This is a genomic window from Deltaproteobacteria bacterium (assembly GCA_016208165.1).
GTDB lineage: Bacteria > Desulfobacterota > Desulfarculia > JACQYL01 > JACQYL01 > JACQYL01.
Map to the genome: position 1 here is coordinate 95941 of JACQYL010000024.1, position 26623 is coordinate 122563.

The 26623-nt window shown below is 54.8% G+C and carries 24 protein-coding genes and 1 pseudogene; 14 read left to right on the forward strand and 11 right to left on the reverse strand.

Translation table 11 applies throughout. The annotated features are described in order from the left end of the window. Positions 1–48 precede the first annotated feature (48 nt). Positions 49–1506, reverse strand: coding sequence for a trimethylamine methyltransferase family protein (locus HY788_04550; GenBank protein ID MBI4773444.1), 1458 nt, complete (start codon positions 1504–1506; stop codon positions 49–51). An 882-nt stretch (positions 1507–2388) separates the two neighbouring features. Here HY788_04550 and glnT point away from each other — a divergent pair. Continuing rightward, positions 2389–3768, forward strand: coding sequence for a type III glutamate--ammonia ligase (gene glnT, locus HY788_04555; GenBank protein MBI4773445.1), 1380 nt, complete (start codon positions 2389–2391; stop codon positions 3766–3768). 85 nt (positions 3769–3853) lie between these two features. On the opposite strand, the gene HY788_04560 is transcribed toward glnT, so the two are convergent. Beyond that, positions 3854–5152: a helix-turn-helix domain-containing protein gene (locus tag HY788_04560; protein ID MBI4773446.1), complete on the reverse strand. Its 1299-nt coding sequence runs from the start codon at positions 5150–5152 to the stop codon at positions 3854–3856. 522 nt (positions 5153–5674) lie between these two features. Here HY788_04560 and HY788_04565 point away from each other — a divergent pair. From HY788_04565 to HY788_04595, 7 genes are all read left to right on the forward strand, one after another. Next, the gene (locus tag HY788_04565; protein ID MBI4773447.1) at positions 5675–6007 is read left to right on the forward strand and encodes a hypothetical protein; all 333 of its coding nucleotides are present in this window, start codon (positions 5675–5677) and stop codon (positions 6005–6007) included. 38 nt (positions 6008–6045) lie between these two features. Then, on the forward strand, positions 6046–6423 hold the full coding sequence (locus HY788_04570) for a hypothetical protein (protein MBI4773448.1): 378 nt from the start codon (positions 6046–6048) through the stop codon (positions 6421–6423). Positions 6424–6479: 56 nt separating this feature from the next. Further along, positions 6480–6695, forward strand: a complete 216-nt coding sequence (locus HY788_04575; protein MBI4773449.1) for a hypothetical protein — start codon at positions 6480–6482, stop codon at positions 6693–6695. A gap of 12 nt (positions 6696–6707) precedes the next feature. Further along, positions 6708–8108 carry an APC family permease gene (locus HY788_04580; GenBank protein ID MBI4773450.1) on the forward strand — a complete coding sequence of 467 codons (1401 nt, stop codon included), beginning with the start codon at positions 6708–6710 and terminating at the stop codon, positions 8106–8108. 32 nt (positions 8109–8140) lie between these two features. Then, complete coding sequence (locus tag HY788_04585; GenBank protein ID MBI4773451.1) at positions 8141–8572, forward strand: universal stress protein; 432 nt, start codon at positions 8141–8143, stop codon at positions 8570–8572. A gap of 200 nt (positions 8573–8772) precedes the next feature. After that, positions 8773–9471, forward strand: coding sequence for a hypothetical protein (locus HY788_04590; GenBank protein MBI4773452.1), 699 nt, complete (start codon positions 8773–8775; stop codon positions 9469–9471). Further along, positions 9452–9775, forward strand: coding sequence for a hypothetical protein (locus tag HY788_04595; GenBank protein ID MBI4773453.1), 324 nt, complete (start codon positions 9452–9454; stop codon positions 9773–9775). Before HY788_04590 ends, HY788_04595 begins: the two co-directional genes overlap by 20 nt. Before the next feature lie 94 nt (positions 9776–9869). On the opposite strand, the gene HY788_04600 is transcribed toward HY788_04595, so the two are convergent. Further along, positions 9870–10976, reverse strand: a complete 1107-nt coding sequence (locus HY788_04600) for an NAD/NADP octopine/nopaline dehydrogenase family protein (protein MBI4773454.1) — start codon at positions 10974–10976, stop codon at positions 9870–9872. Positions 10977–11661: 685 nt separating this feature from the next. On the opposite strand from HY788_04600, the gene HY788_04605 reads away from it, so the two are divergent. From HY788_04605 to HY788_04630, 6 genes and pseudogenes are all read left to right on the forward strand, one after another. After that, complete coding sequence (locus HY788_04605) at positions 11662–12279, forward strand: helix-turn-helix domain-containing protein (GenBank protein ID MBI4773455.1); 618 nt, start codon at positions 11662–11664, stop codon at positions 12277–12279. 344 nt (positions 12280–12623) lie between these two features. Beyond that, positions 12624–13541, forward strand: coding sequence for an amidophosphoribosyltransferase (locus HY788_04610; GenBank protein ID MBI4773456.1), 918 nt, complete (start codon positions 12624–12626; stop codon positions 13539–13541). An 83-nt stretch (positions 13542–13624) separates the two neighbouring features. Then, positions 13625–15580: an alpha-hydroxy-acid oxidizing protein gene (locus tag HY788_04615; GenBank protein ID MBI4773457.1), complete on the forward strand. Its 1956-nt coding sequence runs from the start codon at positions 13625–13627 to the stop codon at positions 15578–15580. Between the two features lie 14 nt (positions 15581–15594). Further along, positions 15595–18144, forward strand: coding sequence for an FAD-dependent oxidoreductase (locus tag HY788_04620; protein ID MBI4773458.1), 2550 nt, complete (start codon positions 15595–15597; stop codon positions 18142–18144). A gap of 317 nt (positions 18145–18461) precedes the next feature. Further along, a complete protein-coding gene (locus tag HY788_04625; GenBank protein ID MBI4773459.1) occupies positions 18462–19451 on the forward strand; it encodes a methyltransferase in 990 nt (329 codons plus the stop codon). 45 nt (positions 19452–19496) lie between these two features. Continuing rightward, positions 19497–19856 (forward strand): annotated as a pseudogene (locus tag HY788_04630) (KamA family radical SAM protein). A 126-nt stretch (positions 19857–19982) separates the two neighbouring features. Here the strand turns inward: HY788_04630 and HY788_04635 are convergent. The 8 genes from HY788_04635 to HY788_04670 all read right to left on the reverse strand — a co-directional run bounded on the left by HY788_04635 (position 19983) and on the right by HY788_04670 (position 26429). After that, positions 19983–20531, reverse strand: coding sequence for a magnesium transporter (locus HY788_04635; GenBank protein MBI4773460.1), 549 nt, complete (start codon positions 20529–20531; stop codon positions 19983–19985). Continuing rightward, the gene (locus HY788_04640) at positions 20528–20887 is read right to left on the reverse strand and encodes a hypothetical protein (GenBank protein MBI4773461.1); all 360 of its coding nucleotides are present in this window, start codon (positions 20885–20887) and stop codon (positions 20528–20530) included. The genes HY788_04635 and HY788_04640 overlap by 4 nt, the downstream gene beginning before the upstream one ends. A gap of 480 nt (positions 20888–21367) precedes the next feature. After that, complete coding sequence (gene pckA, locus HY788_04645; GenBank protein ID MBI4773462.1) at positions 21368–22960, reverse strand: phosphoenolpyruvate carboxykinase (ATP); 1593 nt, start codon at positions 22958–22960, stop codon at positions 21368–21370. A 152-nt stretch (positions 22961–23112) separates the two neighbouring features. Continuing rightward, complete coding sequence (locus tag HY788_04650; GenBank protein MBI4773463.1) at positions 23113–24012, reverse strand: TIGR01777 family protein; 900 nt, start codon at positions 24010–24012, stop codon at positions 23113–23115. Beyond that, positions 24009–24578 (reverse strand): epoxyqueuosine reductase QueH, encoded by a 570-nt coding sequence (locus HY788_04655; protein MBI4773464.1) that lies wholly within the window; start codon positions 24576–24578, stop codon positions 24009–24011. Before HY788_04655 ends, HY788_04650 begins: the two co-directional genes overlap by 4 nt. Before the next feature lie 121 nt (positions 24579–24699). Continuing rightward, a complete protein-coding gene (gene rfaE2, locus HY788_04660) occupies positions 24700–25197 on the reverse strand; it encodes a D-glycero-beta-D-manno-heptose 1-phosphate adenylyltransferase (protein MBI4773465.1) in 498 nt (165 codons plus the stop codon). Beyond that, the gene (locus HY788_04665; GenBank protein MBI4773466.1) at positions 25191–25952 is read right to left on the reverse strand and encodes a ComF family protein; all 762 of its coding nucleotides are present in this window, start codon (positions 25950–25952) and stop codon (positions 25191–25193) included. The genes rfaE2 and HY788_04665 overlap by 7 nt, the downstream gene beginning before the upstream one ends. Before the next feature lie 90 nt (positions 25953–26042). Further along, a complete protein-coding gene (locus HY788_04670; GenBank protein MBI4773467.1) occupies positions 26043–26429 on the reverse strand; it encodes a YkgJ family cysteine cluster protein in 387 nt (128 codons plus the stop codon). Between the last annotated feature and the right edge of the window lie 194 nt (positions 26430–26623).

Here is a 26623-nt window from a genome sequence, read left to right on the forward strand (position 1 = left end):
TTCTTAGACCTTTCACTCCATCCGTAAAGGCCTGTGTGTTTCCGCGTGTTACTGCACGAAGTTCGGATACTTGGCCCTTATGGCCTTTACGATCTCTTCGTTAACGGGAATCGGTTTGTGGTTCTGGAGCACGTCCCGTACAATCTCTTTGCAGCGGGTATAGGTGTCCTTTCGGCCGGCCTTCTCCCAGTTCACCCGAGGCTGCCGGTCCGCCACAGTCGGCACGAAATGCTCGTTCCGCATGTGTTCGAATGTGTGGTCTTCCTGGATGAAGTTTCCACCGGGACCGACGGATGCGGTAACGTCCACCGCCAGCGTCTCGTCGTTTACTTCGACTCCCTTCAGGACGCGCACGACTTCGCCGAGTATCTCGTTATCCATAACATACTTTTCGTAAGAGGCCGTCAAGCAGAATTCCAGAAGCCCCAGCGCGTCGTGAATGAAGTTTCCTCCGGCCATGCCCACCAGCAAGTTCGTAATGGCGCCCTCGAATCCGGCCTGAGCATCCACTATCTTGGAGTCCGACTGCCCGGCGGTTCCGTAATAGGGAAGCCCGTAAAACTGGGCCATCTGGGCGGCGCAGGCATTGATCAGTCCCTCCTCCACGGAACCGGACGCGTAACTCATCGTTCTGAGATCCGTGGAGGTTGAGGTGCAAGCCATCAGCACGGGAGTACCGCAGTTGACCAATTGGGCCAGACAAAGGCCCGCCAGCGTCTCGGCGCAAAGATTGGCCACGTTTCCGGCAATGGTGATAGGTCCTGTGGCTCCGGTGAGCGGTTCCGCCGGAATGGACAGGGGAAGCCCCGATTCGGCGCAGGTCATCAGTAAGTCGCCGTAGGTCTGGTCGATCTCCAACGGACTGATGACGCAAGTGATAAACGAAATGAACGGCTCCTTCTGCAGTTTTTCACGGCTGCCCGCGATCATGGAGCACATGTCCACCACTTCTTTGGTCCCCTTGATCGTATAAACCCCACCCTGACAATGCTTATTGGTATTGTTAATCGCCGCGAAGAAGCGGTTGATGTCCACCTTTTCTATGGGCAGATCATTGGGATATACGGGTATGACCTGAAAGTGCGCATTGTCGAGATAGTCCAGCAGCTTGGAAACGTTCTGCACGTCTTCCAACGTGGAATGGCGCTTCTCGCCGGTTTCCAGGTCCAGAATGTTGAGAGCCGTTCCCCCGCTTCCAAAATGAACTCGTTTTCCCCCCACAACGATATTGTTATCCGGATTTCCGCGAGCGTGGAGAATCAACTCCGAAGGAGCGGCGTCGATGCAGTCTTCCAATAATCCCTGACTGATGAAAACGAGTTTCTTCTCTTCGTCAGTCTTCATTCCTTTGGACTTAAAAAGCTCGAAGCCCTTTCTGTTGGCTACCTTAATTCCGATTTCGGACATGATTCGTATAATAGCCTGATGCACCTTCCGAACATCCGAATCGGTTAGCGGACGATACTGACCTCCGTCCAATCCCCCCAATTTCCCTCGCTTGAACATGACGTTCGCACTCCTTTCATGAGCCTAAAATTCTTAGGTATTTTCCAAGTCGTATACGTGATAAATGGAATCCGGCCTGAATCCGAAGTCCTCAATTGCCCAGGAAGGGCAGACTTCCTCGCAACCACTGTTCAGTACATGTCAAACACAGATCAGATCGACAAGATGCGGGAATTCCAAAAGAGGTTGCATGAAAGACCATTTCAGGTTGTCCGCATTCAGCCGGCTCTTCCAAACGCACTAAGGGACCGAATCGAAATGAACCATAGATAACGGCCTTAAATGATATCAATCTTAGTACATTAAAGCGCGGGTGTCTATAACATAAGGCTAAATTTATTGTCAATAAATTTTTTTTACCCCTAAGAAAAAAATCTCTAATTCCTAGTGGAAAATGAGGCCGGATAATGGTATGAATGATTGCTGGTGGTTAAGTGCTCCTTAACAGCCACGATTCGACTCACCGGAGATCCAATCGGTTCACAGGGTAAACATCTGTTAACATTAACTTTCTTTTAGCTGGGTTCATTCGGAAACGTTAGCATCGAGCCGGCATTGAGCCAAAACTCGCCTATCGTCCCCCTTCCGGCGGCGGCGCTGGGAATTAAGCACATCCCCCGCGCGCCTTGTAGGGGCTGGTTCCGCTCCTCGGGCTCCAAGGATCCCGGAAGATCGGGACACGTTATGGGCAACCCTCTGTAATCCGGGCAAGTGTAATCTCAACGTAAGCTGTAAGCGATTCGGGCGCGCGCGAAATCGCTTTTCAGGACATCGCCGGACACCACTGTTCAGGCAGGAAAACGAGGAGTGCTCGGCTCCCGAAGTTGTAATTTCAGGAGGCAAATGATGGTGGCATCAGAAATGGAAAAGGAGGACAAAGCAATGACGGAACACGAGAAGAGAGAACTGGCTCGAGGGAGGCTTAAAAAAGAAGGAATCGAGTTTATTCTGGCTCAATTCGTCGACATCCATGGAGGACCGAAGGTTAAGCAGGTGCCGGTCGAATGTTTCGATGACATCGTGGACAGTGGCGCGGGATTCGCCGGCGGCGCCGTGTGGGGTGTAGGTCAAGGCCCCGAGAGTCACGACCTCATGGCCCGCGCTGACGTCGAAACATTCCGCCAGTTGCCGTGGAAGCCCAATGTGGCCGTGGTCAACTGCGACCTTTTCGTAGACGGCAAATCCTGGCCGTATTGCCCTCGAACCAATCTGAAACGAATGCTGAATGAGTTCGCTAAAGAGGGATACGCGTACAACGGAGGGTTCGAACCGGAGCATTTCCTGGTGCAGCGCAACGAGGACGGAACCATCAAGCCTTGGGATCCGCTCGGAATCGATACATTGTCCAAGCCGTGCTATGATTTCAGAGGCATTTGCCAGGCCATGGATTACCTTCAGGAAATCATCCGCTATGGCAACCAGATGGGATTCGAGATCTATCAGAGCGACCATGAAGACGCCAATGGACAATTCGAAATCAATTTCGGGTGGACGGACGCCCTTCACGCTGCCGACCGTTTGACCCTTTTCCGCATGATGGCTGGACAGATCGCCAATAAATTCGGGGCCATCTGCACGTTCATGGCCAAACCCTTTGGAAACAAGACCGGTTCCGCAGCCCATCTGCATTTTCACGTCGCCGACGCCACAACGGGTAAGAACCTCTTTCCTTTGGGAGACGGCGAGCAGGATTCAAAAGGACTCGGAATATCGAAACTGGCTACCTATTTCGTCGGCGGACTGCTGAAACACGTCAGGGCCATAACAGCCATATCTTCCCCTCTGATCAATTGCTATCGCCGCATCCAGAGCGGAGAATTCGTCTACTCGTCCACTTCAGGATATACATGGACGCCGTCTTTTGCTTCTTACGGAGACAACAACCGGACCCAACTGTTCCGTTCTCCCGACAATAAGCGTTTTGAAGACCGCTCTCCTTCGGCCATGGTGAACCCCTATCTGTTGTGCGCCGTGCAAGTCGCCGCCGGACTCGACGGCATCAGGAATCAGATCGATCCCGGCGATCCTATTTGTGCGGAAAACGTTTGGAACCTGTCCTACGAGCAACGGCGGAAACGCGGAATGATCCTCTTGCCGCAGAACTTGTTGGAAGCGATCGAGGAATTGGAGCAAGACGAAGTGGTGAAATCCGCCCTCGGCCCCATCGCCGGCGAGTATATCCGTCTGAAAAAAGGCGAGTGGGGCGAATTCATGCGTCACGTCACTACGTGGGAGCTGAAACGCTACCTCACCTTCCTGTAAGCATCGCAGTCTTTCTCACGGCCGGGGGACTTGGGTCCTCCGGCCCCCACCCGCCGAAAAGAAAAGGGGTCATGACCTCTTCCCTCTAATTGACTTTGATCCAGAGCAGTTTGGCCGCTCCCGGCCCCGGATTCTCCCATTCGATGGGCATCTCCGCGGACAAGTATACTACGTCCCCCGTTCGGACCGTGTACATGGCTTTTTGCATCTTCAGCCGTAGCTTACCTGCGAGCAGATAGCCCAACTCGTCTCCCTTGTGGATGAAGAAATGCGAAGGGATCGATTTCCCTGCGGGGATCTCGATCACATAGGGGACGGCCTTCGCCTCGAAATCCAACGGTGTCAGTATCTTGGCAAAAATACTTTCCTCCGGGAAATTGGGTATTTTGACTTCGGCGGCTTGCGTCTCGGGAAAAACCGTCCTGTTCCTCGGTTCCACTTTGGGCTGAAACAGGGAGCTGACTTCAACATACAACACTTCAGCGATTTTAAGCAGAGTGGGCACGGAAGGATAGATAAAGTTGCTTTCCACTTGAGAGATCGTACTGGGAGTCACGCCAACCAGCTTGGCAAGTTCGGTTTGGGAGAGTCCTCGCTTCCTGCGCAAGTCTTTGAGCCTGAGTCCCATGTCTATGAGACCGCTGTCCATCTTTTCCTGCTCGAAAGTGACTGTCAGATCCTTGGACCAGTACCGCAGCCGTTTGTGCAGATTATCCAAATCCCTGGCCTCCGCCTTGAGGATGCTTAGATAGGTCGTGCCTCTCTCAACGGACAACTCGATGGCCACTTGCGCGATCTGATTGACTTGAGCCCGGAGTCGGGAGGAATGAGCATTCTTTTCCGCAATCCAGTAGGCAATGGTCTGCAACTCGTACAATCGAGGGCAGGAATGGGAATAAAAGCCCAAGAAACGCTCTTCTCCCCCCCAGAGTTCCTGCATGCCGGTAATGCTCTCAAACACCAGGCGCACGTCTCCCTTCATTTGAGCTTGGAGACCGTACAAGACCTCCATGAACGCATTGAGGTCAGCCGGTTCGTCCACTCTGACAATGTTACACGGCCACTGGGCGCCGGGCGTATTGTAGAAATCCATGAAAACCGGAGATCCCGCGCCCTTGCCTTTGGTGAAACAGTCCAGAACCGTGAGATTCTGGTACTCGGCCAAGGGGCCCAGCTTCTGGAGAAGATTTCTGGGGGAACGGTCGAAGCTCACGTATATGATGGACTTGTTCAGACTTTGAGAGATTTGGACGAAGTTGAGACAGAATACGGAGGCCAGGATGCCGGCGTCGTCATACCAGATCACATTGTCCCCGATGAACAACCCTCCTAGCAGACGGTCCAGCTGGCTCACGCCCGAACCGACCCTCAACGGTTCCGACATCAGACACTCCTCTATACGTTTCGAGATAGTTTCATGCAAGTAAAATTTGTTTCATATTATTGTTCGTATGTGAACTTAAGTACATACAGCCCGACTACCCTAAACATTAGTAATACTGTACCTGTGGCAAATCGCTTTACATACGTTAGAAGAATTCGCGTCACGAGTCAACAGCCCCGGCCCGCCTCTCGAACACCGGGACACTATCCTGGAAGGCCGTCGCACCAAGTTCCCAAAATTCCCCAAAGCCGCGATTCGAGCCTATCTTGGGGATTTCCCATACTTTATCTGTATTCAAAAAGTTTTCCCGCGACGCAACGCTTTTGTCCTTGACAGATTCTCTTTCCCAATATTAAAGTGCCACTAACAAATGTCAAGCTCATATACGGCCCATGGCTGTTTTCGCTAAGAAGGCTCAATGATCCATGCTCAAAATACCCTTTTCATCGCGGGATGATGGGAAGGTTGTTTTTTTGTTCACCTGCCGTTTTTTCTTAACAAGCAACTGAAGGAGGGAGGGTTATGGCAAACTCGACAGACCCATCGTACTACCAGTCTGAAGAGTTCAAGAAACGCATCGACAAGATGTTCGGGTTGGACGTCGCCTTTGGATGGGGCTTCGTCATCTGGATGTGGGTGACGTACGCGTTCGTGTATTTCATGATCATAGCGGTCTCGCCTTACGCGAGCGGGGACGTCATGGTCGCGCTGACCATCGGGGGCCTGCTGGTCTGCATCTACAACACGGCGTCCATCACGGCCATGGTGCGCCACTACAAGCACGATAAGGAGTTCATCTACACAGTGGATCTTCGCCATTTGGATGCGTATCGAGCGACTAAATCGTCTAAGTAACGGCGAAACGCCAAGGGCGTCAAGAGGAGGTTTCGGATATGGTAAAAAAGTACTACGAGCCCCCGAAACAGAGCGGCCAGGGGCAAGTGTTCGACTCACTGTTTCTTCTCATTATCATTTACGCTGTTCTTCTTTTACCCATCGTGCTGGGACTCACCGCAGGAAAGACCGTTACGCAAGCGCCTGAAAACATCACGTGGGAAACCTTGGGGCAAAACCCCGTCATGCAGAAACAATGGGAAAAATTAGGCATGACGGCCGAAAACGCTGCCGAGTACATCACGGCCCGGTTCGATTACACCATCAATCCCGTCGCTCTGATCATCACAGCGGTCGTTATCATTGGCTACTTCGTGCTCATGCTCCGTTTGTCGGACAAAGAATATCGGGACGTCATACATGAAAAGTTCGACTAAAGGAACGAGTCAGACATGGTCAGGCATTAGCGATTGCATTATGAAGGAGTAGCGCTATGGATATATTCGACATTTTGGGATACGGCTGCTGGATCGTTTCCGGCATTTTGCTGCTTTGGATGGTCGTGGACTTCTTTAAGGTAAACTCGGAATACGATGAGGAGTTTCTCTTGAGTTCACGGGAAGGGCATGACGAGATCGCTGAACAAGAGAAAATGTACGCCGCCGAGCGAGAACGAAAAGCCAGGGAATCCGGCTCCAGCATTAGATAACGAGGGGAAGAAATGAGCAATCAGAATAAAGCCGCAAGCCAGGGTGCAAGAGAGCGCATTTCGCTGCTCAAGGTATTAGGTCCCGCCCATGTTTGGGCCTTGGGTGTGGGCATCGTGTTGGTTGGTGAATTCATGGGATACAACTTCAGCATCGGCAAGGGTGGCGCTCTGGGCTCCATCATCGCCTGCTGGTTCATCGGGCTGCTATATACCTGCGTGGCCATGATCGACTCGGAAGTGACCTCCACCGTGGCCGCCGCAGGTGGACAATATTCTCAGGCAAAACACATCATCGGACCTCTGATGGCTTTCAACGTGGGACTGTATCTGGTTTTCGCCTATACCATGCTCGAGGCCGCCGACGCTCTCGTAGTCGGGGACCTTCTGGTGGAAGCCGCCAAGGACTTCGGGCACCCGGATCTGGATCCCAGGCCCTTTGTTGTGTTCACTATCGCCATCTTAGCATGGCTCAACTACCGGGGTGTTTTCATGACCCTGACCGTAAACTTCATTATTACGGCCGTTGCATTCGTTTCCATCTATGTATTATTCATCGGCGCCAAAGGGTGGGCTCCGGGCGAATTTATTCAACCCGAGGGTCTGCTCACCGACCTGCCCTATGGATGGCTCGGAGTAATCTCCGCTTTCCAATTCGCCATCTGGTACTATTTGGGCATAGAGGGCACCTGTCAGGCGGCGGAAGAAGTCCGCTCCGTGGCGCGTTCGCTGCCTTTGGGCACCATGACGGGCATGATGACCCTTCTCATCGCCGCGACCATAACCTGGTACCTGACTGCCTCGTTGGTGCCCTGGGAATATCTCGGCGTAAGCTACATTCCGCAATACGACGCGGCCAGAGCTTTGGGAAATCCGTTTGTTACGCTATGCATGTTCGTGGGCACCCTGTTCTCGGCCGTTGCTTCAGCGAACGGAACGATCAACGACGCGGCGCGCGCGTGGTTTTCCATGGGACGAGACCGGTACCTTCCCGTATGGTTCGGCGCGGTGCATCCTCGTTACAGAACACCCTACAGGTCCATCCTGTTCCTGGTTCCCGTGGCCATTTCGTTTGCATTCACAGGGCTGTTGGATCAGGTAATCACTTTTTCCATCCTGTCCGGTCTGCTGGGATACACCTTCATGCCCATCAACATGATGCGGTTCAGGAAGCTTTGGCCCTTGGGCTCGATCCGGCGCGGATACGTCCATCCGTTCCATCCCTTTCCGGCAATAACCTTGTTCCTGCTGTGCTGTCTTACCTATTTCGCAACATTTCTCGGATACGGCACCCAATTGCTGGCCATGATGACCTTCTACATCGTGGCTTCCCTTTGGTTCCACTTTCACCGATACAAATACGTGAAGCGTGGAGACCAGTTCCAGATGTCCTGGCCGAGACCCAAGGGGTACTAAAGATAGGGAGGTGACATCGTATGCGTACTCTGATAAATAAGATTCTCTGTCCTACGGACGGATCTCATGCCGCCGAAAAAGCCGTCGATTTCGCCATCAAGTTCGCTAAGATGCTGGAAATTCCGTTAACGTTCCTGTTGGTTTCCAGGATCCCCGAAGAATCGGCGTCCGAGATTCGTTACAGGGGTTCGGCGCTGATCGACGCGGCCAACGTTCAGGACTTTATGGAATTGTCTTCCGCGCTGAAGGAAGCTCAAGAAGCGGGTTTGACAGAGGTGTCATGCGTGCGGACGTATGCGCGACGAAACATTGCCGCGGCCATTATCGATTATGCCGAAAAAGAGAATTTCGGCCATATCGTGATGGGGTCCATGGGAAGAACCGGTGTGGCGCGAATTCTGCTGGGCTCGGTGGCGGCGGAAGTGGTCCAAAAGGCCCACTGCCCCGTTACGATTGTGCGATAGTCGTGCTCACGTAGATATTGAACCACCTTTTACTCTGATTCTTTTATGCCTGACGAGCGAAGCGATCTTCCGGATCCGGGGGATCGCTTCGCTGTCGAGTTTCTGGGTGGGACTGTTTGCACTTCCGACAGGAAGGGCGGCCCCGTCTGATCCTCTGACTCGCGGAAGGAACTCAGGGCTGTTGGTCTGAAGGATTCCGGATGAGATACGATCTCGTCGTTTTCGTTGCCTTGGCTGCCGTCATCCTTCTGGTGATTCACCGAAAGAATCAAGCCAGAGTAAAGGCGGAACGAGGAGCCATGTTCAACGGCTGTCTTTCGCTGTTGGAGAACTATAAGGTTACCCAGGACCACGTGTATTTTCCCATTCTGACCGGGCGATACAAGGGCTACGATATCAAGCTCGAGCCTATTGCGGATCATGCCGCGTTTCGAACGATTCCATCCCTTTGGCTCCTCGCAACCGTATGGCGCGACGTCCCCTTCGACGGGATCGTGGACTTCCTCGTACGTCCCAGAAACACGGAATTCTACTCCCCCTCGTCCAGGCTTGAAGTGGATATTAAGATCCCCGATGGGTGGCCACAGAATGCGACGCTAAGAACCAATGATCCCGAACATATGCCGCCAATGGAGCTCCTGTCTCCCCACATGGACATGTTCGAGGATCCCAGGACCAAGGAACTGTTGGTCACTCCGCGGGGTGTCCGGATCGTATATCAGGCCGACGCAGGTGTGCGCGCCTACTATATGGTGCTGCGCCAATGCAGGTTTGAAAACCTCGAATTAACGCCCGAGCTGGTCAGCAATTTGCTGGAGCGCGCCATTGCCATTCACAGGGACCTAACATCGAAACGTCCGAACGTGGGGTCTGAACACCATGAAACTCTGGCCCGGTAAGGGGGCCGCGCAGGCCAAACCCCCGATGAACCCGCATCTCGTCCTCCTCGTGGCCATCCTATTGCCCGGAGTGGGGCAGGTACTCAACAATATGCCGAAACGCGGCCTCACCATGCTGCTCTTCATGCTGGTTCTGGTGTGGATCTGTTTTCACCTCACCACGCCGGAGCATTCTTTTCTGGGCAGATACGCGGGGGGCTGGTTCGTGTATGCCATGTCCATATTGGACGCATACAAATGGGCCCGCTATCGGTACGAGTACTACAAAGTGCACGGTCCCGGAGTCAGCGGGCCGAACGAATGACCCCCTCCCAAAGCGCAGTCCGGGCTTGCGGATGAGACCTTTCGTTCAGCCCATACCGCCCATCGGATCCCATCAGTCTAAGTAATCGAATCCGTCAATCTTCCCAGTAGCGTTTCCCTTCGTTAACAAAATGCAAGAGACCTTCCGACGTCATTTCCTCAATGCCCAGCCGTCTCAACGTCCGGCCCTCGGCCCAAAAGTCACACCCTAAAGCCGCGCTGGCCAGATCGATGATGGCCGTGCACATGGGCATGTCCACGCCCACCAGGTCGCCAAGTTCCACCAGCGGGACAAGGCTGTTCGGAACCTCATCCAGCACGTGGTGATATCCCAAGACGTGCTTGGGGGCCGAGAAACCCATATAATACGGGTTGTCCTGCAATACCTGGTAGAGGGTTTCTCCCTCCACTGCGTAACACTCTTTGTACCAATCAAGGATATCCAGGACCGGAACATCGAACGCGCGGGCAACCTCGCTTTTCTCCCTGTCGATCTTCATCATTACATTGTCGCAGACGAACTGCGTGATGATGTCTTTGTAATAACGTAGATCTTCCCCCTTAGCCGCACGCTCCAACAGGCCGGAGTTCAGTAACATGGGCGCCGGGTGCACCACCGCCCCCGTATTGTTGATACTGGTTTCCAGTACGTTCGATGCGCCGCTATACTCCGGATAGATCCGGCCCATGGTTTCGAGAAGAAGCCCATTGTCCGTCGCCGGCAGCGCGGCCGCCCGAACCCGGTTCTTTATTTTCATGATTTCCACGTGCGCCGGTCCCCGCGACTCGGTGGCGTACAGAAATGTCTGGCATTCGCCCAGCACCACCTGCTTCTTGAGATGGTACCTCTTGAACGTCTGGTATACTTCAAGCGCTCCACCCGTCCTGGCGGGACTCAAAAGAACCATCTGCCCGTCTCGAAGGCACCCCGTGAGCAGGGAAGCGACATTCCTTTGCGCCAGCGCAGGCATGATCACCATGATCAAATCGGCGTCTTCAACGGCCTCATCAATATGAGATGTCGTCAATTCAATTCGCGCAAAGCCTTCAACATCACCTTCTAATTTGATACCCCCATTCTGCAACACGGGATCAAGCTCTCGTTTAAAGAAACTGAATAACCGGACGGCATGTCCTTTCAAGCTGATGTGCCCGGCCGTGGCAAGTCCGCCGTGGCCCGCCCCAATTACTGTAACCTTCATTTTCCGACCTCCGATAAGATGTATGAAATCGTCTTCCAGCCTTATCTCTTCGAAACTTCCACTCAGACTCCGGTAGGAAAAATTGAAATTCTCCGGAGCTTCTTTCCGAACCGCACCCCGGATGAAAAAGGATTCGATTCGAGTTGAGAGCGATTCGTGAACGACCTTGATTCAGGATCCCGATCGCTTAATAGTTGATCCTGATATATTAAGCCTAGGGAAGATGCAAGGGAAAAGCAGAGCCGGAACGCAACCGCGGGAGTCAACGGAATAAAGCCGGGTCCCAGCCCTGCGCGTTTTGAAAGGTTCCGTTTCCCGGAAAGACGTCGAGGGGTATTGCAGCACTCGGACGACCGCTCCGAATTCCTTCCCGAATCCAATGATGGAACCATACGCGTCTCGATTCTAAAGGCCGTTCGATGAAAAGCAAGGCAATGATGATATTACAGGGCAAAACATGGTTATCGGAAGTGCATATTTATGGAATTCTGGCAAGGAATCCGATCCCGGCCTGTTTGCTCCGTTTTCGGCTTCCGGGGCGCCGTTCTTCCTGCGTCCAAATCCATTGACGCGGCACAACAATCTTTGCTAAGACCCTATCGTCAATCGGTAAGTGAATATCAAGCCGCATCCCAAAGCGACTCGTCATGGCGGAAACCCATTTGTGAAAGTGAAAAAGACTCCAATGCAAGACCGAAACGACAACAGCAACGGCCCTTCCCATGATAGCAAGCTCGAAATTGCCATTGGCCGTGAAGTCCGGACCTTCCGAAAGAAGATCGATCTGACCGTCGCGGAACTCGCCAAACTCGCCGGACTCTCCACGGGCATGCTTTCCAAAATCGAAAACGGAATCGCCTCCCCATCATTAGCCACGCTCCAGGCTCTGTCTACGGCCCTTCACATCCCCGTCACGGCTTTTTTCCGCAGATATGAGGAAGGAAGAGACGCCAGCTTTGTTCGCTCCGGCGAAGGACTGATCATCGAAAGGCGGGGCACCCGGGCGGGACACCAGTATCAACTTCTGGGCCACAGCGTGGGCAAGAGTTTTGCCTTCGAACCGTACATTGTCACTCTGACGGAACAGTCGGAAGTGTTTCCGCTCTTTCAGCACACCGGCATGGAGTTCATCTACATGCTCGATGGAAGGGTGGTCTACAGACACGGAAACAAAACATACCCGCTTGGGCCCGGGGACTCGCTCTTTTTCGACGGGGAAACGACTCATGGACCCGAGGAACTCGAGGAGTTGCCCATACGGTTTCTTTGTATTATAGTTTATGCTCGCTATGATGAAGAGTGATCGTCCGGAACCGTGATCGTTTAGCCGGAAGAGGCGGCTGCGGCTGCTAATCCGGAGTGAATGAAGCCACCCTATTCCACCGTCCCTTTGGCAACGACAACTCTGCCGATCCGTGAATGGCCGAAAAGGCCGCGCCTTTTTTGAACGCTGTTTTTTTCCTGGCAGGAAAACTTTTTTCTTTTTTACTCTTGACAGTAATGCTTAATTTGGGCAATTTTATGGATAACCCTGCCGAAAGAACGGACAATGCGGGATATCTTGCCCGTTACAGAGGTTAACCTTAAACTCTACTCAATAAATGACTCTGCCGTACCCCGGGAGGTTGCATATCCCAGGAGGTTTCCATGTGCGCAATTGCAGGAATTTTATTCAAGCGGGATAAACATCCCGAATTAGGCATGAGTACCGGCGAGGCGTTAACGGAAATGTTGGACGCCACCCTTCACCGCGGGCCGGACTCTTGTGGCTGGGCCCTGTACAAGGAACCAAAGGAAGGTGAGCTCCGGCTACGATTTTTCATTTCGACGGGCGAGGCCGGCCGGAAGGATATCGAGCGGATCGACGCGGCTCTCATCGAACAGAACGCAAAGATCGTGGAATCCGCTGCGGTGGGATGCACCTTCTCTGCAAGAGTGAAATTCGATGGGGACATCCAGTCCTTTTCCTACGCTGTCGGCCAGGCGGCCGAGCTTGTCTCGGTCGGCGCCCGTCTTGACATCATCAAAGACGTGGGCAAGCCTTTCGATGTCGCTCCCCGCTACGACATAGCGAGCTTCGACGGTGATCACGGCCTCGCTCACTTAAGGCTGGCCACGGAGTCCGGAGTTCATCCGAACACTTCGCATCCGTTTTGGGCTTGTGGGTTCGCCGATGTAGCGACCGTTCATAACGGCCAGTTGACGAACTATTGGATCATGCGCCGAAGACTCGAAAAACGGGGCATGGCCTTCCAGACGGAGAACGATACCGAATTGATCGCCGTCTATCTGGCCTATCAGATGAGTCAGGGCGCCACGCTGGAAGACGCGCTTCGGACCTCCCTCGATGACCTCGACGGAACGTTCTCTTACCTGGTGGCCACAAGGGACTCCATCGGCTACGCTAAAGACAAACTGGCGGCGAAACCCATGGTCAAATACGAGAACGACGATCTCATCGCCCTTTCTTCCGAAGAAGTGGGTCTCAACCGTTTGTATCCCGGGCGGGCCCTCGACACCTCTGAGCCGGCTCCGTTCACGTACGGGCTCTGGTCGCGCTCCTAACGGCTAACGGCAGGTCCTATGTCCAAAGGGCATCTTCAGCGACTTTGGCAAGAGTTTGTAAATACAGAAGGGACGTTTAATCTATGGTCACAATAGATTTATCCACTATGTCCATCCGCAAGGCCAACGAGATACTGAGGGGGTACGGTTCCACGCATCAAAACGTGGAGATCGTCAATCCGGACGCCCGTCACTACATCGGAGTCGGCCTCATAAATCCCATTAAAGTCAAGATCCGTGGCTCCGCGGGCTACTATTGCGGCGGACTCAGCGACGGGCCCCATATTGAAATCGAAAAGAACGTGAGTTGGGGCGTAGGCGACAACATGTTCCAGGGAACCATTGTTGTCGGAGGCAATGCCGGCGCCATCGCCGGAGAGGGCCTTCGCGGCGGGGACATCATAGTCAAGGGCAACATCGGTTCGCGCGCCGGCCAGGTCATGAAAAAAGGAACGCTCTGCTGCGCCGGTAATTCAAATTTCATGGCGGGATATATGATGTACGGCGGGCGCCTGATTATTTTGGGTGATTCAGGCGAACGTGTCGGCGAGGACATGATGGGAGGTGAAATCTACGTAGGCGGCGACGTCCATTCGCTGGGCAACGACGCCATGCTCGTAGACCCTTCGTCTCAGGACATAGACAGTGTGATGGAGTTCCTCGACGGACACGATCTGTCGTTCAAAGGCGCCTTCAAGAAAGTCATTTGCGCCGGCAAGTTATTGAAGTTCAAGACTCCGGAACCCCGCATCCGAAACATGCCTTTCTTCTCCTTTTCAGGCGGCCATGCGGATTACTGGAATCCCAAGGTCCAGGAAGACATCCAGGTCAAATCGATCATCGGACGTTACCGGATTCGCGGGTACGGCGCCGCCCGTCACGTGCCTCATTACCAGGACATCGTATTCAAGAAAGACCTCGCCGGTTTGACTTCGGACCCGGACGTGGCCTCCAGGGTGAACCTTCGCACCTTTATCGGAGAAAAACACGGAGGGAAACCGCTGGATCTCAGCATGCCGGTCATGATCGCTCCGATGAGTTTTGGGGCGCTCAGTCCCCAGATGAAAACGGCGTTGGGAATTGCTTCTCGCCTCTCCGGTATTTCGGAGAACTCGGGCGAAGGAGGCATGCTTTCCGCGGAGCGCGCGGAAGCCCGGCAGCTGATCGCCCAATGTCTTCCGGGCCGACTCGGGTGGAACGTTCACGACATGAAACGTTCCGACGGCCTGGAAATATACATCTCCCAAGGAGCTAAACCCGGATTGGGCGGACAGCTCATGGCCGAAAAGCTGACCAAAGAGATCGCAGCCGTTCGTGGAATTCCGGCCGGAATGGACCTGCGTTCTCCTTCCCGACACCCTGATATCCTGGGTGGTGACGACCTGATCATGAAAGTGCAGGAATTCCGCGAAGCCGTGGGCTGGAGAGTTCCGGTAAGCATCAAGCTCGGCGCGGGACGCATCCGTGACGACATCAAGATCGCTCTGAAAGACGGGTTGGACTTTATCGAGCTGGACGGCTTGCAGGGCGGCACGGGTGCTGCAGGAAACGAAGTCCTGGAATACGTCGGCATTCCGACCATAGCCGCCCTTCAGGAGGCCCTGGACGGTCTGGAAGAGATCGAAGCAAGGGGCAAACTGCCCGTCGTACTCATGGGAGGAATCAAAGACGGAGTGGACGCAGCTAAAGCCATCGCACTGGGCGCCACAGCCGTGGGCCTGGGCACCTCCATGCTGATTTCCGGAGGCTGCATCGCCTGTATGCAGTGCAGCGTCGGAAACTGCGTAGTCGGCGCCGCAACTCAAGCGCCGGATCACGTGAAACGCTACGAGACCGAGAAAAGAGCGTTGATGATGCATCGCTATCTGGAAAGCTTTCGCTGGCAGATGGCCGCCATTGTCGACGCGATGGGATACAGCGATATCCGCCAACTATCCCGAGACGACCTCGTAGCCGTGACTCCGGAGGCGGCGACTCTTACGCGTCTCCCCTATGAACCAAGCTACCGCGATCGGTTTCGCACGAAAACCGTACAATAAGGAGCTTCCAAGCCATGACCGAAGCGATTCATCAACAAACAGAACCCAAAGAACTTATTGACGAGTATCAGGACCTCATCTGGATTCCGGCTCCGTGTCAAAAGACCTGTCCGGTGGGGACGGATGTTCCTTCCTACGTCGGCCTGATCTGGGAGGAGAGATTTGGGGAGGCGATTGAGGCTATTACAGCCACCAATCCGTTCAGTTCTGTCTGTGGACGGATTTGTGCGAAGCCGTGCGAAACTGAGTGTCGGAGAGGCGAGAGTGACGCCCCGGTTGCCATCCGAAGTCTAAAGCGATTCGTCATGGACAAGGTCGGCAAGGATTATCGCCTTCCGGAGGTCCAGGTCACGCGGTCTCAAACCATTGGCATCGTCGGCGGCGGTCCAACCGGCCTGACGGCGGCACAGGATCTGGCTGAACTCGGATTTGAGGTACACGTATACGAGAAATCCGACCGATTGGGCGGCATGCTATACACCATCCCTGAATTCCGTTTGCCGCGCAAAGAAGTGGAGAGCGATATACAGCGCGTTCTCGGCCACTGTCCGGGCATCAAGGTGCATTTGAATACCGGATTGGGAACGGAAGTCAGTATGGAAGAACTCAAGAAGCGCCATGACGCCGTTCTCCTATGCATCGGACTCTGGAGCGACAGGCGTCTTGGCGTGCCCGGAGAGAAAGAGGGCGTTCAAGGCCTGTACGGCATCGATTTCCTGAACGATTACAGCGCCGGCGTCGATATCTCTCTGCCTCAGAAAGCGGTGGTCATTGGCGGAGGAAACGTCGCCATGGACGTGGCTCGAACCGCTTTGAGGGCGGGCGCCAGAGACCTTAAGCTCTATTGTCTCGAGTCCCGGAAAGAAATGCCGGCCTGGAAACATGAAATCGAACAGGCGGAGGCGGAGGGAATCGCGATCAACCCCTCCTGGGGAGTTAAACAGATCCTGGTCCGCGACAACAAGGTGACCGGTGTCGAACTCAAGCGCTGCACTTCTGTTTTCGACAGAGAAGGTCGCTTCAACCCTACTTACGATGACAGCGTCACCATGACGGTCGAAGCCGGAGCGGTACTTCTGGCTATTGGACTCCAAAGCATTAACGATGAACTCCAAGGTCTCGGAATGATGAGCCGCGGTCTGGTGAGAGCGGATTTCGACACGATGCGAACTTCCGATCCGAAAGTCTTCGCAGGCGGAGACTGCGCCTTTGGACCCTCGGCGGTCGTGCACGCCATGCATCACGGGCACAAAGCCGCTTATTACATTCGCGCGTTCCTGGAAGGGCGCGAGAATCCCCTGCCCTATACCACGCCCTACCGCACACGCATGGTTCCCGTTGCCCAGGATCCTATGTGGGAGAAGCTTCCCAGAGAAGAACAGGAATTTCGTCCCTTCCAACCGGATCAGGATTCCTCTTTCGAAAACGAATCCACCTACAGTTGGGATGCGGCCAAACGGCAGGCCGCCCGATGCTTGCGATGTGACGCAGAAACCGGTCACTCCGACTACACGCGGCAGGCTCGGGAAACCATCCACGCCATGGCTAGACTCAAGCCCGGTGATACCGATACGCTCAGGCGGCTGACTCTCGAGCGCCTGAAACCCCGCGAAAACCCGTTTCCACCGAGCCGCCCCGCGCACATCGAAGATCTGGTCTTCCTTTCCGCGGCCCTCACAAGACTGGTCATCGATCCTTACCGCGAGAAGTGCGCAACGCAAACAAAACTCGGGGCTTCGTTCGAGTTACAGCAGCCGTATCTGTTCGCCGGGTTTGATGACGTCTCGCAAGACATTCAGCAGGCCCTGGCGTCGGGGCTCCGTTCGACGGGCTGCGCATACATAGGCAGGAAGCCGCTTTACACCGGTAACGGCGGGGACGGGGGGAATCGACCGCCAATGTGGATCCAACTCCTTCTCTCGGCCGATGATAAACCCCATGCCGAGGCGAACGGAATCGTCTACGTATTGGGCGGCCGTTTCCAACCTGTGAAGCTGAAACCTCTTCGGGAAGGGCAGCTCCTGGGTTTATGCGTCGCAGGGCCCATCATCGAGGAAGCCGTGCCCTTCGCCTTGGAACAGCAGTATGACCTCCTGGTTCTCGACGGCACGGCCGGCATCGAAAAGCCCTGGGTGGAGCTTACGGGGGCTCCGGACTTGAGCGTCATGCGGGACGCCATCCGCGTCCTCCGGAGACTCAATCGGGAAGAGGACATTGCCCTGGCCTATTTTGGCGGATTACGATCCGGTACGGACGTGGCCAAGGCACTCGCCATCAATTGCAATGCGGGCATTTTCTCCGTGGCGATGGGAATCGCCCTGGGCGGAACCATCAACGGGGGCCGCCTGGATTTCGACAGCAGCAGGACCATCGAAGAACGCCAATTGGCGGTTGAGAACTGGATCAAAGGAACGGCCCAGGAAACGGCCATCATCGCACGCTGTACCGGAAAGACCAACGTGCACAACCTCGAACCCGAAGACATGCGCAGCATCACCCTGATCACGTCTGAAGCTATGGGCATACCCATGGCTTCGGGGAGCGAGAAGAGGGAAGGATTCTAGTCCAGCTCCGAACCATTCCGGTTTTTGTCGCTATATACAGCCCCGTCCGGTATTCCGGCGGGGCTTATTCGTCTCGAATGGAGAACCGAAGAAACACGATCCGCCGGTCCTTCCGCAGCCCCTCTATTCCTCCGCTGACGATCGGGCCTGTTCCGCTCCGGTCATGAAGGCCGACCTGATACGCAGGCGTTCGGTCGACGGTCTGGGAAAGTTGCCATCCCCGGTCGACAAGCCTGAACAAAAAGTGCTATGTTTCATCAACGGGAAGATATTCATGACGTCTTATGCCTGCCCCCGCCATGCCCAAAGGAGAAGCCATGGAGAAAACATTCCACCCAAGCGAGATACTTCAAATATCCGGTAGTTATTGGCAATCATGCACCCTGCACGCCGGCGTGCACCTGGGCGTATTCAGCGTCATTGGCGACCGCCCGCTCACCGCTGATGAGGTCTCCGATCGCATCAAAGCCGATCCCAGAGCCACGGCCATGTTGCTCAACGCCCTGGCATCCATGGGGTTCCTTGTGCTGGACGGTGACCGATACCGCAACACGGCGTCGAGTCGTAAACGTCTGGTCAAAGATTCTCCCGGTTATTTAGGTTACATGATCATGCATCACCATCATCTGGTGGACGCATGGGCTCGGCTCTCCACCTCCGTTGTCTCCGGTGGACCGGCGGAGAGGACTTCCCATGGAGAGGACCAGGAACGGGAGAGCTTTCTCATGGGGATGTTCAATAACGCCATGAGCATCGCTCCCGGGGTCGCGTCCCAGATCGATCTTTCCGGTCGGCGCAGTTTGTTGGATCTGGGCGGGGGCCCCGGAACCTATGCCATTCATTTCTGCTCGAAGAATCCCAACCTCGAAGGTACGGTGTACGACCTGCCCTCGACCCGTCCTTTCGCGGAAGAGACCATTGAGCGATTCGACCTCGCCCATCGAATCAAATTTGTGGGGGGAGACTTTACCACCGACTCGATTCCGGGGACTTACGACGTGGTCTGGATGTCGCATATTTTGCACGGCATGGGAATGGACGAGTGCCGGCAGGTCGTCAGAAAGGCGGTATCCTCCCTAAAAGCCAACGGCCTCGTTTTCATCCATGAGTTTATCCTGGACGACACTTTGGATGCGCCCATGTTCCCGGCGATCTTCTCACTGAACATGTTGCTCAACACCGAGCGTGGCCAGTCCTACTCCGAGGCCCAGCTCAGAGAAATGCTGGAGGAGGCTGGAGCCAAAGAAATCGTTCGAGTGGACTTTGTCGGTCCCAACGAATCCGGTATCGTAAGGGGCGCCAAATAGAAAATCGGGGGCCGGAGGCCGGCGAAAAACCAGAGAACTTCTTCTTATCATACGTTCAACACCAAAGGGAAAGAAGAGACGGACGATTACCGGGTTCCCATCGCCCGGCTGCTGCAAGAGCAGAAGGAAGAAGCACGCCTTTACCCTGGGACCGTTCGGACGGACGAAATCGTATTCAATATTCCCGGCTTGGGGAAAAACTATCTCAAGGCGGCTCAACACCACGATATGATATCCATACTGCCGGATGGTAGGAGGGTGTACGAATTTCATCCCTGGGAAAAGAAACTCTTCCTTGTCAACACCTACGTGTACACCGACGTATCGATATACACTTACCGGAAAAGGCTCAAAGAGGCGGGAGAAACCATATCCGACTACAGAACCATCTGGTATTATTATTGACAGCCTGTGGCGGGGCAACAAGTGAGGAGAAATGGGTTAGCAGCGCGGATGAGGGATAAAGCGGTCTTTCAACGCCCCGGTCATTGGCGCCCTTCGCCTGCCATGCCGGAGCGGGGCCTCGCCGAATCAGCCCATGATGATCAAAGTGGCCGTTAAAAAGTAAAACGTGACGCCCAATACGTCGATGCTCGTGGTCACAAAGGGCCCGGACGCCACTGCCGGGTCGATGCCGAGCTTAACGGCGATCATCGGCAGAAACGTTCCCACGACAGCAGCCACGGTCATGTTGGCGCACATGGCGATACCCACCACGGCGCCCAACGTGGGATCGCCGTTCAGAAACCACCCCACGACGGCCAGAAGCGCGCCGTAAGCCAGCCCCAGAAGCAGGCCGATTCGAATCTCCTTGGAAACCACCTGCCACAGACGCTTCGGGTCGATTCTGCCGGTGGCCAGTCCTCGGAGAGTTATGGACAGGCTTTGAGTTCCGATATTACCGCCCATGCCCATGATGACCGGAATAAAAGCCGCCAACGCCGCAAAAACGGTGATGTGTTCCTTGAACTGTCCTTCAAACCCTCCAATGATTTTTATGGCCAGTACGCCCCCAATCCATGAAGCGAACAGCCAAGGCAAACGAACCTTCACGCTTCGCGCCACGGAGAACGAGGTCACCCGGGCATCAACTCCAGAATGCGGGCTCTCAACTCGTCCGGCAAATCGGCGAGGAAGTCCGCGGCGTCATCCGTTGCCATTTGAGAAAAAATGGCCGCGAAACGACCGATGTCCACTTGCTGGAGAAACTCGTTACGATAGCGTCGATCCATTTCGGAAAGAATCTCTCCGGCATGGTGGACCTCGGGGAGAAGTTGGAACAGCGATCGAGCGGAACGATCGTTGAGCAGCTTGAAAAGGTAGGCGATGTCGGCGGGGTGGACCTTGTTGAGGATATTAATCAGGTTTCTGGTCGCATTTCTGCGCAGTAGTCGTTCTACCGTATCCTGAAGTCTTTGATACCCTCGTTCGGTCATAATCTATGCCTTGTCCGCCGGGCTCGAAACGAAGCTGTCCTTCACTCCGCACTCGACGGTTGCTACTGTAGGGATCTTGGGATAAATTCACTTCCATGGGGCAGAAAATCCATGCTCCTTTCAACATGTTTATTTCCCTAACAAAATGGTCCCCGAATGTCAACCGAATTCCTGGTGAGGCGCGCCGGGTCCCTCCGCTAAGGCCACTTCGACCGGCCGACACGCTCATCGTGGACGTCGCGGCCGCCTTTGGAACCATCCGCCGTACAAGGATGCAGCCCTTAGGGACGGCATCCTCCCACCGTACTCGCCGGTCTCGAAACAGGTGGGCGGATATGCGTAAAGGACAGGGACATCGAGCGTTCCTCCTGTCCTCTTTTCTACGGTTATGCACGCAACTCAGATCCTGTCCATAGGACAATCACGTTCCGGGTTCCTTTGGCTCTCCCGTCCTATTTCAGAATCGGGCCGTTTCCTGACTCACGGTACGGCATACAGTACCCCTTTGGGCACGTCGTTCTCAAACTGCCTGAAATTCTGCTTGAAGTCCGCCACCAGTTTCATGGCCCGCTCCTCGTAGGCCGATTGATCGGAAGCGGAATCCCTTGGATTCAATAGTCCCGCCGGTACTCCTTCGCATTGCTTGGGCGCCATGAACCAGAAGAGGGGATCCCGTTCGAATTTGCTTCGATTCAGGCTGCCGTCGAGGATATTGCTCACCACGGCCCGGGAATAAGCGATCTTTATCCGCTCGCTCTGACCGGCAGGGTTACCGATCCACCCTGTGTTCACCAGCCAGCATTGGACTTCATGGGTCTTGATTTTCTCCATGAACAGATTGGCGTACACGGTGGGAGGCAACGCATTGAACGGCGCCCCAAAGCAAGCGCTAAAGGTGACTTTGGGTTCCCTTATTCCAATCTCGGTGCCCGCCACCTTGGCCGTGTACCCGCTCAAGAAGTGGTACACCGCCTGTTCCATGGTCAACTTGGCCACGGGAGGCATGACCCCGAAAGCATCGCACGTGAGCATGATGACATTTCGGGGATGCCTGGCGACTCCTTCTCGAGTGGCGCTCGGGATGTGGGAAATCGGATAGGCGCCGCGGGTATTCTCGGTCAAGGAATCGTCTTCGAGATCCAACCGCCGCGAATTATGGTCCAGAGAAACGTTTTCCAGAATCGTTCCGAAGCGGCGAGTACATTCATAAATCTCCGGCTCGGCCTCTTTGGACAGACGAATCACTTTGGCGTAGCAGCCTCCCTCGAAGTTGAATATCCCCGAGTCGCTCCAGCCGTGTTCGTCGTCGCCGATCAACGTGCGCTTGGGATCCGCCGAAAGACTGGTCTTGCCCGTACCGGAAAGACCGAAAAACAGGGCGGCATCGTTGCGTTCCCCCACATTGGCGGAACAGTGCATGGACAAGACCGATTCCTGGGGAAACACGTAGTTCAGCATGGTGAACACCGACTTCTTGATCTCGCCGGCATAGGCGGTACCGCCTATGAGAACCAGTTTCTTACCCAGATGCAGCAAAATAAACGCTTCGGAATTCGTTCCGTCCAATTCCGGCATCGCGCTGAACCGGGGCGCGCTGATGACCGTGAATTCCGGCTGGTGTTCCAATGCCTCCTCGAGCCTTTTGAGCTGAATAAACATGTTTCGGGCGAACAGGCTTTGCCAGGCCGTCTCCGTAATCACGCGAATGGGAATCCGGTATTCCGGAGCCGCTCCGGCGCAGCAGTCCTGGATGAACATGTCCTTATTTTGAAAGTAAGCCTGCAACCGATGGAGAATCCCCATGAACCTTTCCTCTTCGATTCCCTTGTTCATGGAACTCCACCAGACTTTGTCCTCGCTGGAAGCTTCCTTGACAATGAACCTGTCCTCAGGAGAGCGTCCCACGTGGTGTCCGGTGCGTACCACGATGGGACCCAAGTGGGAGATGTTTCCCTCTCTTCTCCGCACAATCTCTTCATAAAGAAGAGGTGTAGACGCGTTCCAGTAAAGATTCGCCAGATTCTTGAATCCCAGCGCTTCAAGTTCGGGCCGTATGTTTTTTAAATTGAACATGGTGTTCTTCTCCGGTTTGAGCTCCCGCTGAGCAAACATGGCGGCATATAGAGGCTGTACCGTTGCTTGAAACGCTCCCTTAGCATCTGTATTTGTCCGAGGTTCCTCCCCCTTCGGGTTTCTTTCGGGGGTTCGTGGAAAGCCGGGTACTATTAGACCGTGGCCTCTTCCAGTGCCTCCCGCACCCTGGGATAGAAAAAACCGAATCCATGGTCCAGAAGCTTGCGGGGGACGGCCCGCTGCCCTTTCAACAACACCGAACCGAACTCTCCCAAAACCAGTCGAATCATGAATCCGGGCACGGGAAGGAGGGCCTGACGGTGCAAAACCTCCGCCAAAGTGTTTGTGAACTCACGGTTTCGAACAGGATTGGGAGAAGTGACATTGAAGGGCCCTTCGAGATCTTCATGATCGAGGAAAAAGAGGAGAGCCCCGACCAGGTCCTTCATATGCACCCAGGAAAACCACTGCTCACCACTGCCCAATCTCCCCCCCAAGCACATTTTAAAAATGGGAACCATATTCGCCAGCGCTCCCCCGCCCTTCCCCAATACAACGCCGAAACGAGAGATCACCACCCGAATGCCCTTAGCACGGGCGCTCGATGCTTCTTTTTCCCAGTCCTGGGCAAGGACGGCCAGAAAATCAGCTCCCACAGAGTTTCTTTCCGTAAGTTCCTCATCGCCGTGAGACCCATAGTAACCTGCGGCCGAGGCATTGACCAGCACCGTGTTCCTAGCCCCGTCCATCACGTCAACCAGGTTGCGCGTGGTATGAATGCGACTATCGTATATCAACTGCTTGGATTTCTCGGTCCAACGCCTGAATATGGCGGCTCCGGCAAGGTTGATGACGGCGTCCTGATGTTTGATCTCCTCCTGCCAGTCGCCTTCTACGCTAGTGTCGGCGGATACGTACCTCACCGCCCCGGGGAGTCTGTCTCCCGCTTCCGCCGAGCGGCTGATCACGGTTGTCTCGTGTCCGGATTCCACCAGTGCTTCACACAGCCGGCTGCCGACAAAGCCGCGCCCGCCTAAAACGAGAATGTTCATTCCGCTTCCCTTTTCTGTCCGGTTGCAGGGTAAAATCGGTCTTTCTCGCTGTAAATGCATCCGCAATACGGCTGCCGATACAGACTCATCTCCTTGGCAAGAGCGATTCCCTCTTTCCATCCCTTCCTGAAATCTTCATAATGGAAAGGCACCCCCCATTTCTTCCCCAGACTCTCTCCCATTTCAGCTATGAGATCATGTTTCTGGAGCCGGCTGTACAGAAGGGTGGACGTAAACGCATGGAACTTACTTTTCGCCGCCATTCGGGCGGCGGCCTCCAGACGCCTGTGGTAGCAATACTGGCATCGGTTTTGCTCCCGGTACACCACGGAACGAATGAAGTTCTCCAGATCGTACTCGTCCCGGTAGATCACTTCTAGTCCTGTTGTCTCGGCCAACTGACGGACCGCCGACAGGCGCTTTTCATATTCCCGGTAGGGATGTATATTGGGATTGTAGTAGAAGCCGATAACACGCTCCCAGTTCCCCCGCAATTGCTGCAATGGGTAAGTCGTGCACGGCGCGCAACACATGTGAAGAAGTATTCTTGTTCGGTTTGAACTCATCGCGTTTCCCAAACAGGATCTCCGGGTGAGGTACCCTTATATTATAATATCATGACTGCATCGTGACCGACCTGTCAATGTATTGAGGATTTTCGCAGGCGAGAATGGAGGGAATGCCGTGCTAAGAAACGGGGAGTCCCCGGATCTTTTCTATGATGGAAGACGTGGAAACGGTTTCGATGAGGGGGATGCGCTCGACACGGCCGCCATGCGATTCCACCTCGTTCCTGCCGATGATTCGGTCCAACGGCCAATCGGCTCCTTTGACCAGCGCATCGGGACGAACCTCGAGGATCAATTGCAGGGGATCCGGCTCGTCGAAGCAGACCACCGCATCAACGCATGCCAGGGCTGCAAGCACACGGGCGCGCTGCTCCTGCGGGACAACGGGTCTCGAAGGACCTTTTATGGAGCGAACGGAGCGATCCGAATTCAACCCTACGACCAGAACATCGCCCAAATCCGCGGCCCGTTCCAGATAGTCCACGTGGCCGGCGTGCAGAATGTCGAAACAGCCGTTGGTGAACACGATTGTTCGTCCTTCCGAACGATACTTGTCCAACAGGACCCTCAACCCACCGAGGTCCACAATTTTTCGGGCGGTCGGCAGCCTTACCATTTCAGATGCCATTCAACACTCCGGGCGAGAGTTACCGCGTCAACACGGGACGCCCCCGCCTTTTTAAGCACGCGCGCGCACTCCCGCATCGTGGCGCCTGTGGTGAACACGTCGTCCAGCAGCAGAATCTGTTTGTTGTTACATACCTCGGGAGAATTCACCTCGAAGGCGTTCCGGACATTTTTCATCCGTTCCGACCCACTCAATTCCACCTGAGGTCGAGTCACCCGGGTCCGCCGAAGAGTGTCCACATCCAGTGGAATCCCGACGCGTTTGGCTACGTACCTGGACAACAACAAAGCCTGATTGAATCCCCGCTGTTTGAGCTTGGTCTCGTGCAGGGGCACTGGTACAATGAAATCCCATGAAGAAGACCCGGACAAGTCCTCTACAACATCCGCCAGCAACCCGCCCAGTATTCGCGCTTGGAACAGGTTCGCATGGTACTTGAATCGGTGAATGGCCCTCCGGATCGCGCCTTCGTAAATGAAAACCGCCCGGGCCCGGTCGAACCAGACCGATTCATTCCAGCAGGAAGGGCACGGATGATTCGAACCCTCGCTCGACTTGAACGGCAGGCCGCAGATACTGCAAAACGGCTCTTCCACGAGCCTGAAAGTGTCTTTGCACGATTCGCAGAAGACGCTTTCGTGCGAAAGCACGGTCCCACAGGACGCGCATTTCGGCGGGATGAACAGGCTCAGAACAGACTCGATCAGCCGTTGCAAGCCCGAGGTCGCAGCCGATCCACGCATTACCGCGCGATCCAAGGTAAACAGGGTAGGCGGAAAGATCTCATTTCATCGAATTTCCCGACAGTCGCCACATGCGCCCGTCGCACGCGGTCACGATTCGGATTCGGTCTCCGAACGGCCCTGAGCCTGGAATTCCTCGTATGTAGCGTCGGGGTTCACTCCCGGACAATTCTCTTTGGCAACTTCCCAATTCGAACGATCGCGCATCATTGCCTTGAAAAAAGGCCATTCCTTGCAAGGCCTAGGTTTGACGGGGTGAACGAGGCATCCTCCGTCCCACAGACTGCAATAACCGTCCGCGCGTGTTCGTATGTAGATGCGGCCGTTCTTCCGGAGGCAATGATTTCGCTCGAAATCCTCCACCGAACTATTCAAATATCGCGCGATACCGGGCAGCTCTTCCTCGGTAATAAAAACGCCGCCTTCTCCTTTGCAGCAAGTACCGCACAATTGGCATTCAAAAGGCTTCAATTCCAAGAACCCCATTCCAGAGTCCGGACGCCGTCACCCGGCGCTCCCTCCGCCTTCGACGAAGTCGGCCGGACAGTCTGCGGAAGCTTCGTGACTCGATATCCGTCCCCTAGGGAGTCGCACCGCTGAATAGTTCGGCGGTTTCAACCGAGTTTGTCCGGGTTTTGTGAAGTATTGTCAACTATATGCCAACCGGGTGT

Excerpts from the sequence above, each read along its gene's own strand:
- HY788_04640 (MBI4773461.1), bottom strand. The coding sequence starts at position 20,887 with ATGACCGAACGAGGGTATCAAAGACTTCAGGATACGGTAGAACGACTA.
- HY788_04600 (MBI4773454.1), bottom strand. The coding sequence starts at position 10,976 with ATGAAGGTTACAGTAATTGGGGCGGGCCACGGCGGACTTGCCACGGCC.
- HY788_04655 (MBI4773464.1), bottom strand. The coding sequence starts at position 24,578 with ATGAGTTCAAACCGAACAAGAATACTTCTTCACATGTGTTGCGCGCCG.
- HY788_04620 (MBI4773458.1), top strand. The coding sequence starts at position 15,595 with ATGACCGAAGCGATTCATCAACAAACAGAACCCAAAGAACTTATTGAC.
- HY788_04590 (MBI4773452.1), top strand. The coding sequence starts at position 8,773 with ATGAGATACGATCTCGTCGTTTTCGTTGCCTTGGCTGCCGTCATCCTT.
- pckA (MBI4773462.1), bottom strand. The coding sequence starts at position 22,960 with ATGTTCAATTTAAAAAACATACGGCCCGAACTTGAAGCGCTGGGATTC.
- glnT (MBI4773445.1), top strand. The coding sequence starts at position 2,389 with ATGACGGAACACGAGAAGAGAGAACTGGCTCGAGGGAGGCTTAAAAAA.
- HY788_04575 (MBI4773449.1), top strand. The coding sequence starts at position 6,480 with ATGGATATATTCGACATTTTGGGATACGGCTGCTGGATCGTTTCCGGC.
- HY788_04595 (MBI4773453.1), top strand. The coding sequence starts at position 9,452 with ATGAAACTCTGGCCCGGTAAGGGGGCCGCGCAGGCCAAACCCCCGATG.
- HY788_04625 (MBI4773459.1), top strand. The coding sequence starts at position 18,462 with ATGGAGAAAACATTCCACCCAAGCGAGATACTTCAAATATCCGGTAGT.
- HY788_04610 (MBI4773456.1), top strand. The coding sequence starts at position 12,624 with ATGTGCGCAATTGCAGGAATTTTATTCAAGCGGGATAAACATCCCGAA.
- HY788_04650 (MBI4773463.1), bottom strand. The coding sequence starts at position 24,012 with ATGAACATTCTCGTTTTAGGCGGGCGCGGCTTTGTCGGCAGCCGGCTG.
- HY788_04570 (MBI4773448.1), top strand. The coding sequence starts at position 6,046 with ATGGTAAAAAAGTACTACGAGCCCCCGAAACAGAGCGGCCAGGGGCAA.
- HY788_04565 (MBI4773447.1), top strand. The coding sequence starts at position 5,675 with ATGGCAAACTCGACAGACCCATCGTACTACCAGTCTGAAGAGTTCAAG.
- rfaE2 (MBI4773465.1), bottom strand. The coding sequence starts at position 25,197 with ATGGTAAGGCTGCCGACCGCCCGAAAAATTGTGGACCTCGGTGGGTTG.
- HY788_04605 (MBI4773455.1), top strand. The coding sequence starts at position 11,662 with ATGCAAGACCGAAACGACAACAGCAACGGCCCTTCCCATGATAGCAAG.
- HY788_04560 (MBI4773446.1), bottom strand. The coding sequence starts at position 5,152 with ATGTCGGAACCGTTGAGGGTCGGTTCGGGCGTGAGCCAGCTGGACCGT.
- HY788_04580 (MBI4773450.1), top strand. The coding sequence starts at position 6,708 with ATGAGCAATCAGAATAAAGCCGCAAGCCAGGGTGCAAGAGAGCGCATT.
- HY788_04550 (MBI4773444.1), bottom strand. The coding sequence starts at position 1,506 with ATGTTCAAGCGAGGGAAATTGGGGGGATTGGACGGAGGTCAGTATCGT.
- HY788_04665 (MBI4773466.1), bottom strand. The coding sequence starts at position 25,952 with ATGCGTGGATCGGCTGCGACCTCGGGCTTGCAACGGCTGATCGAGTCT.
- HY788_04615 (MBI4773457.1), top strand. The coding sequence starts at position 13,625 with ATGGTCACAATAGATTTATCCACTATGTCCATCCGCAAGGCCAACGAG.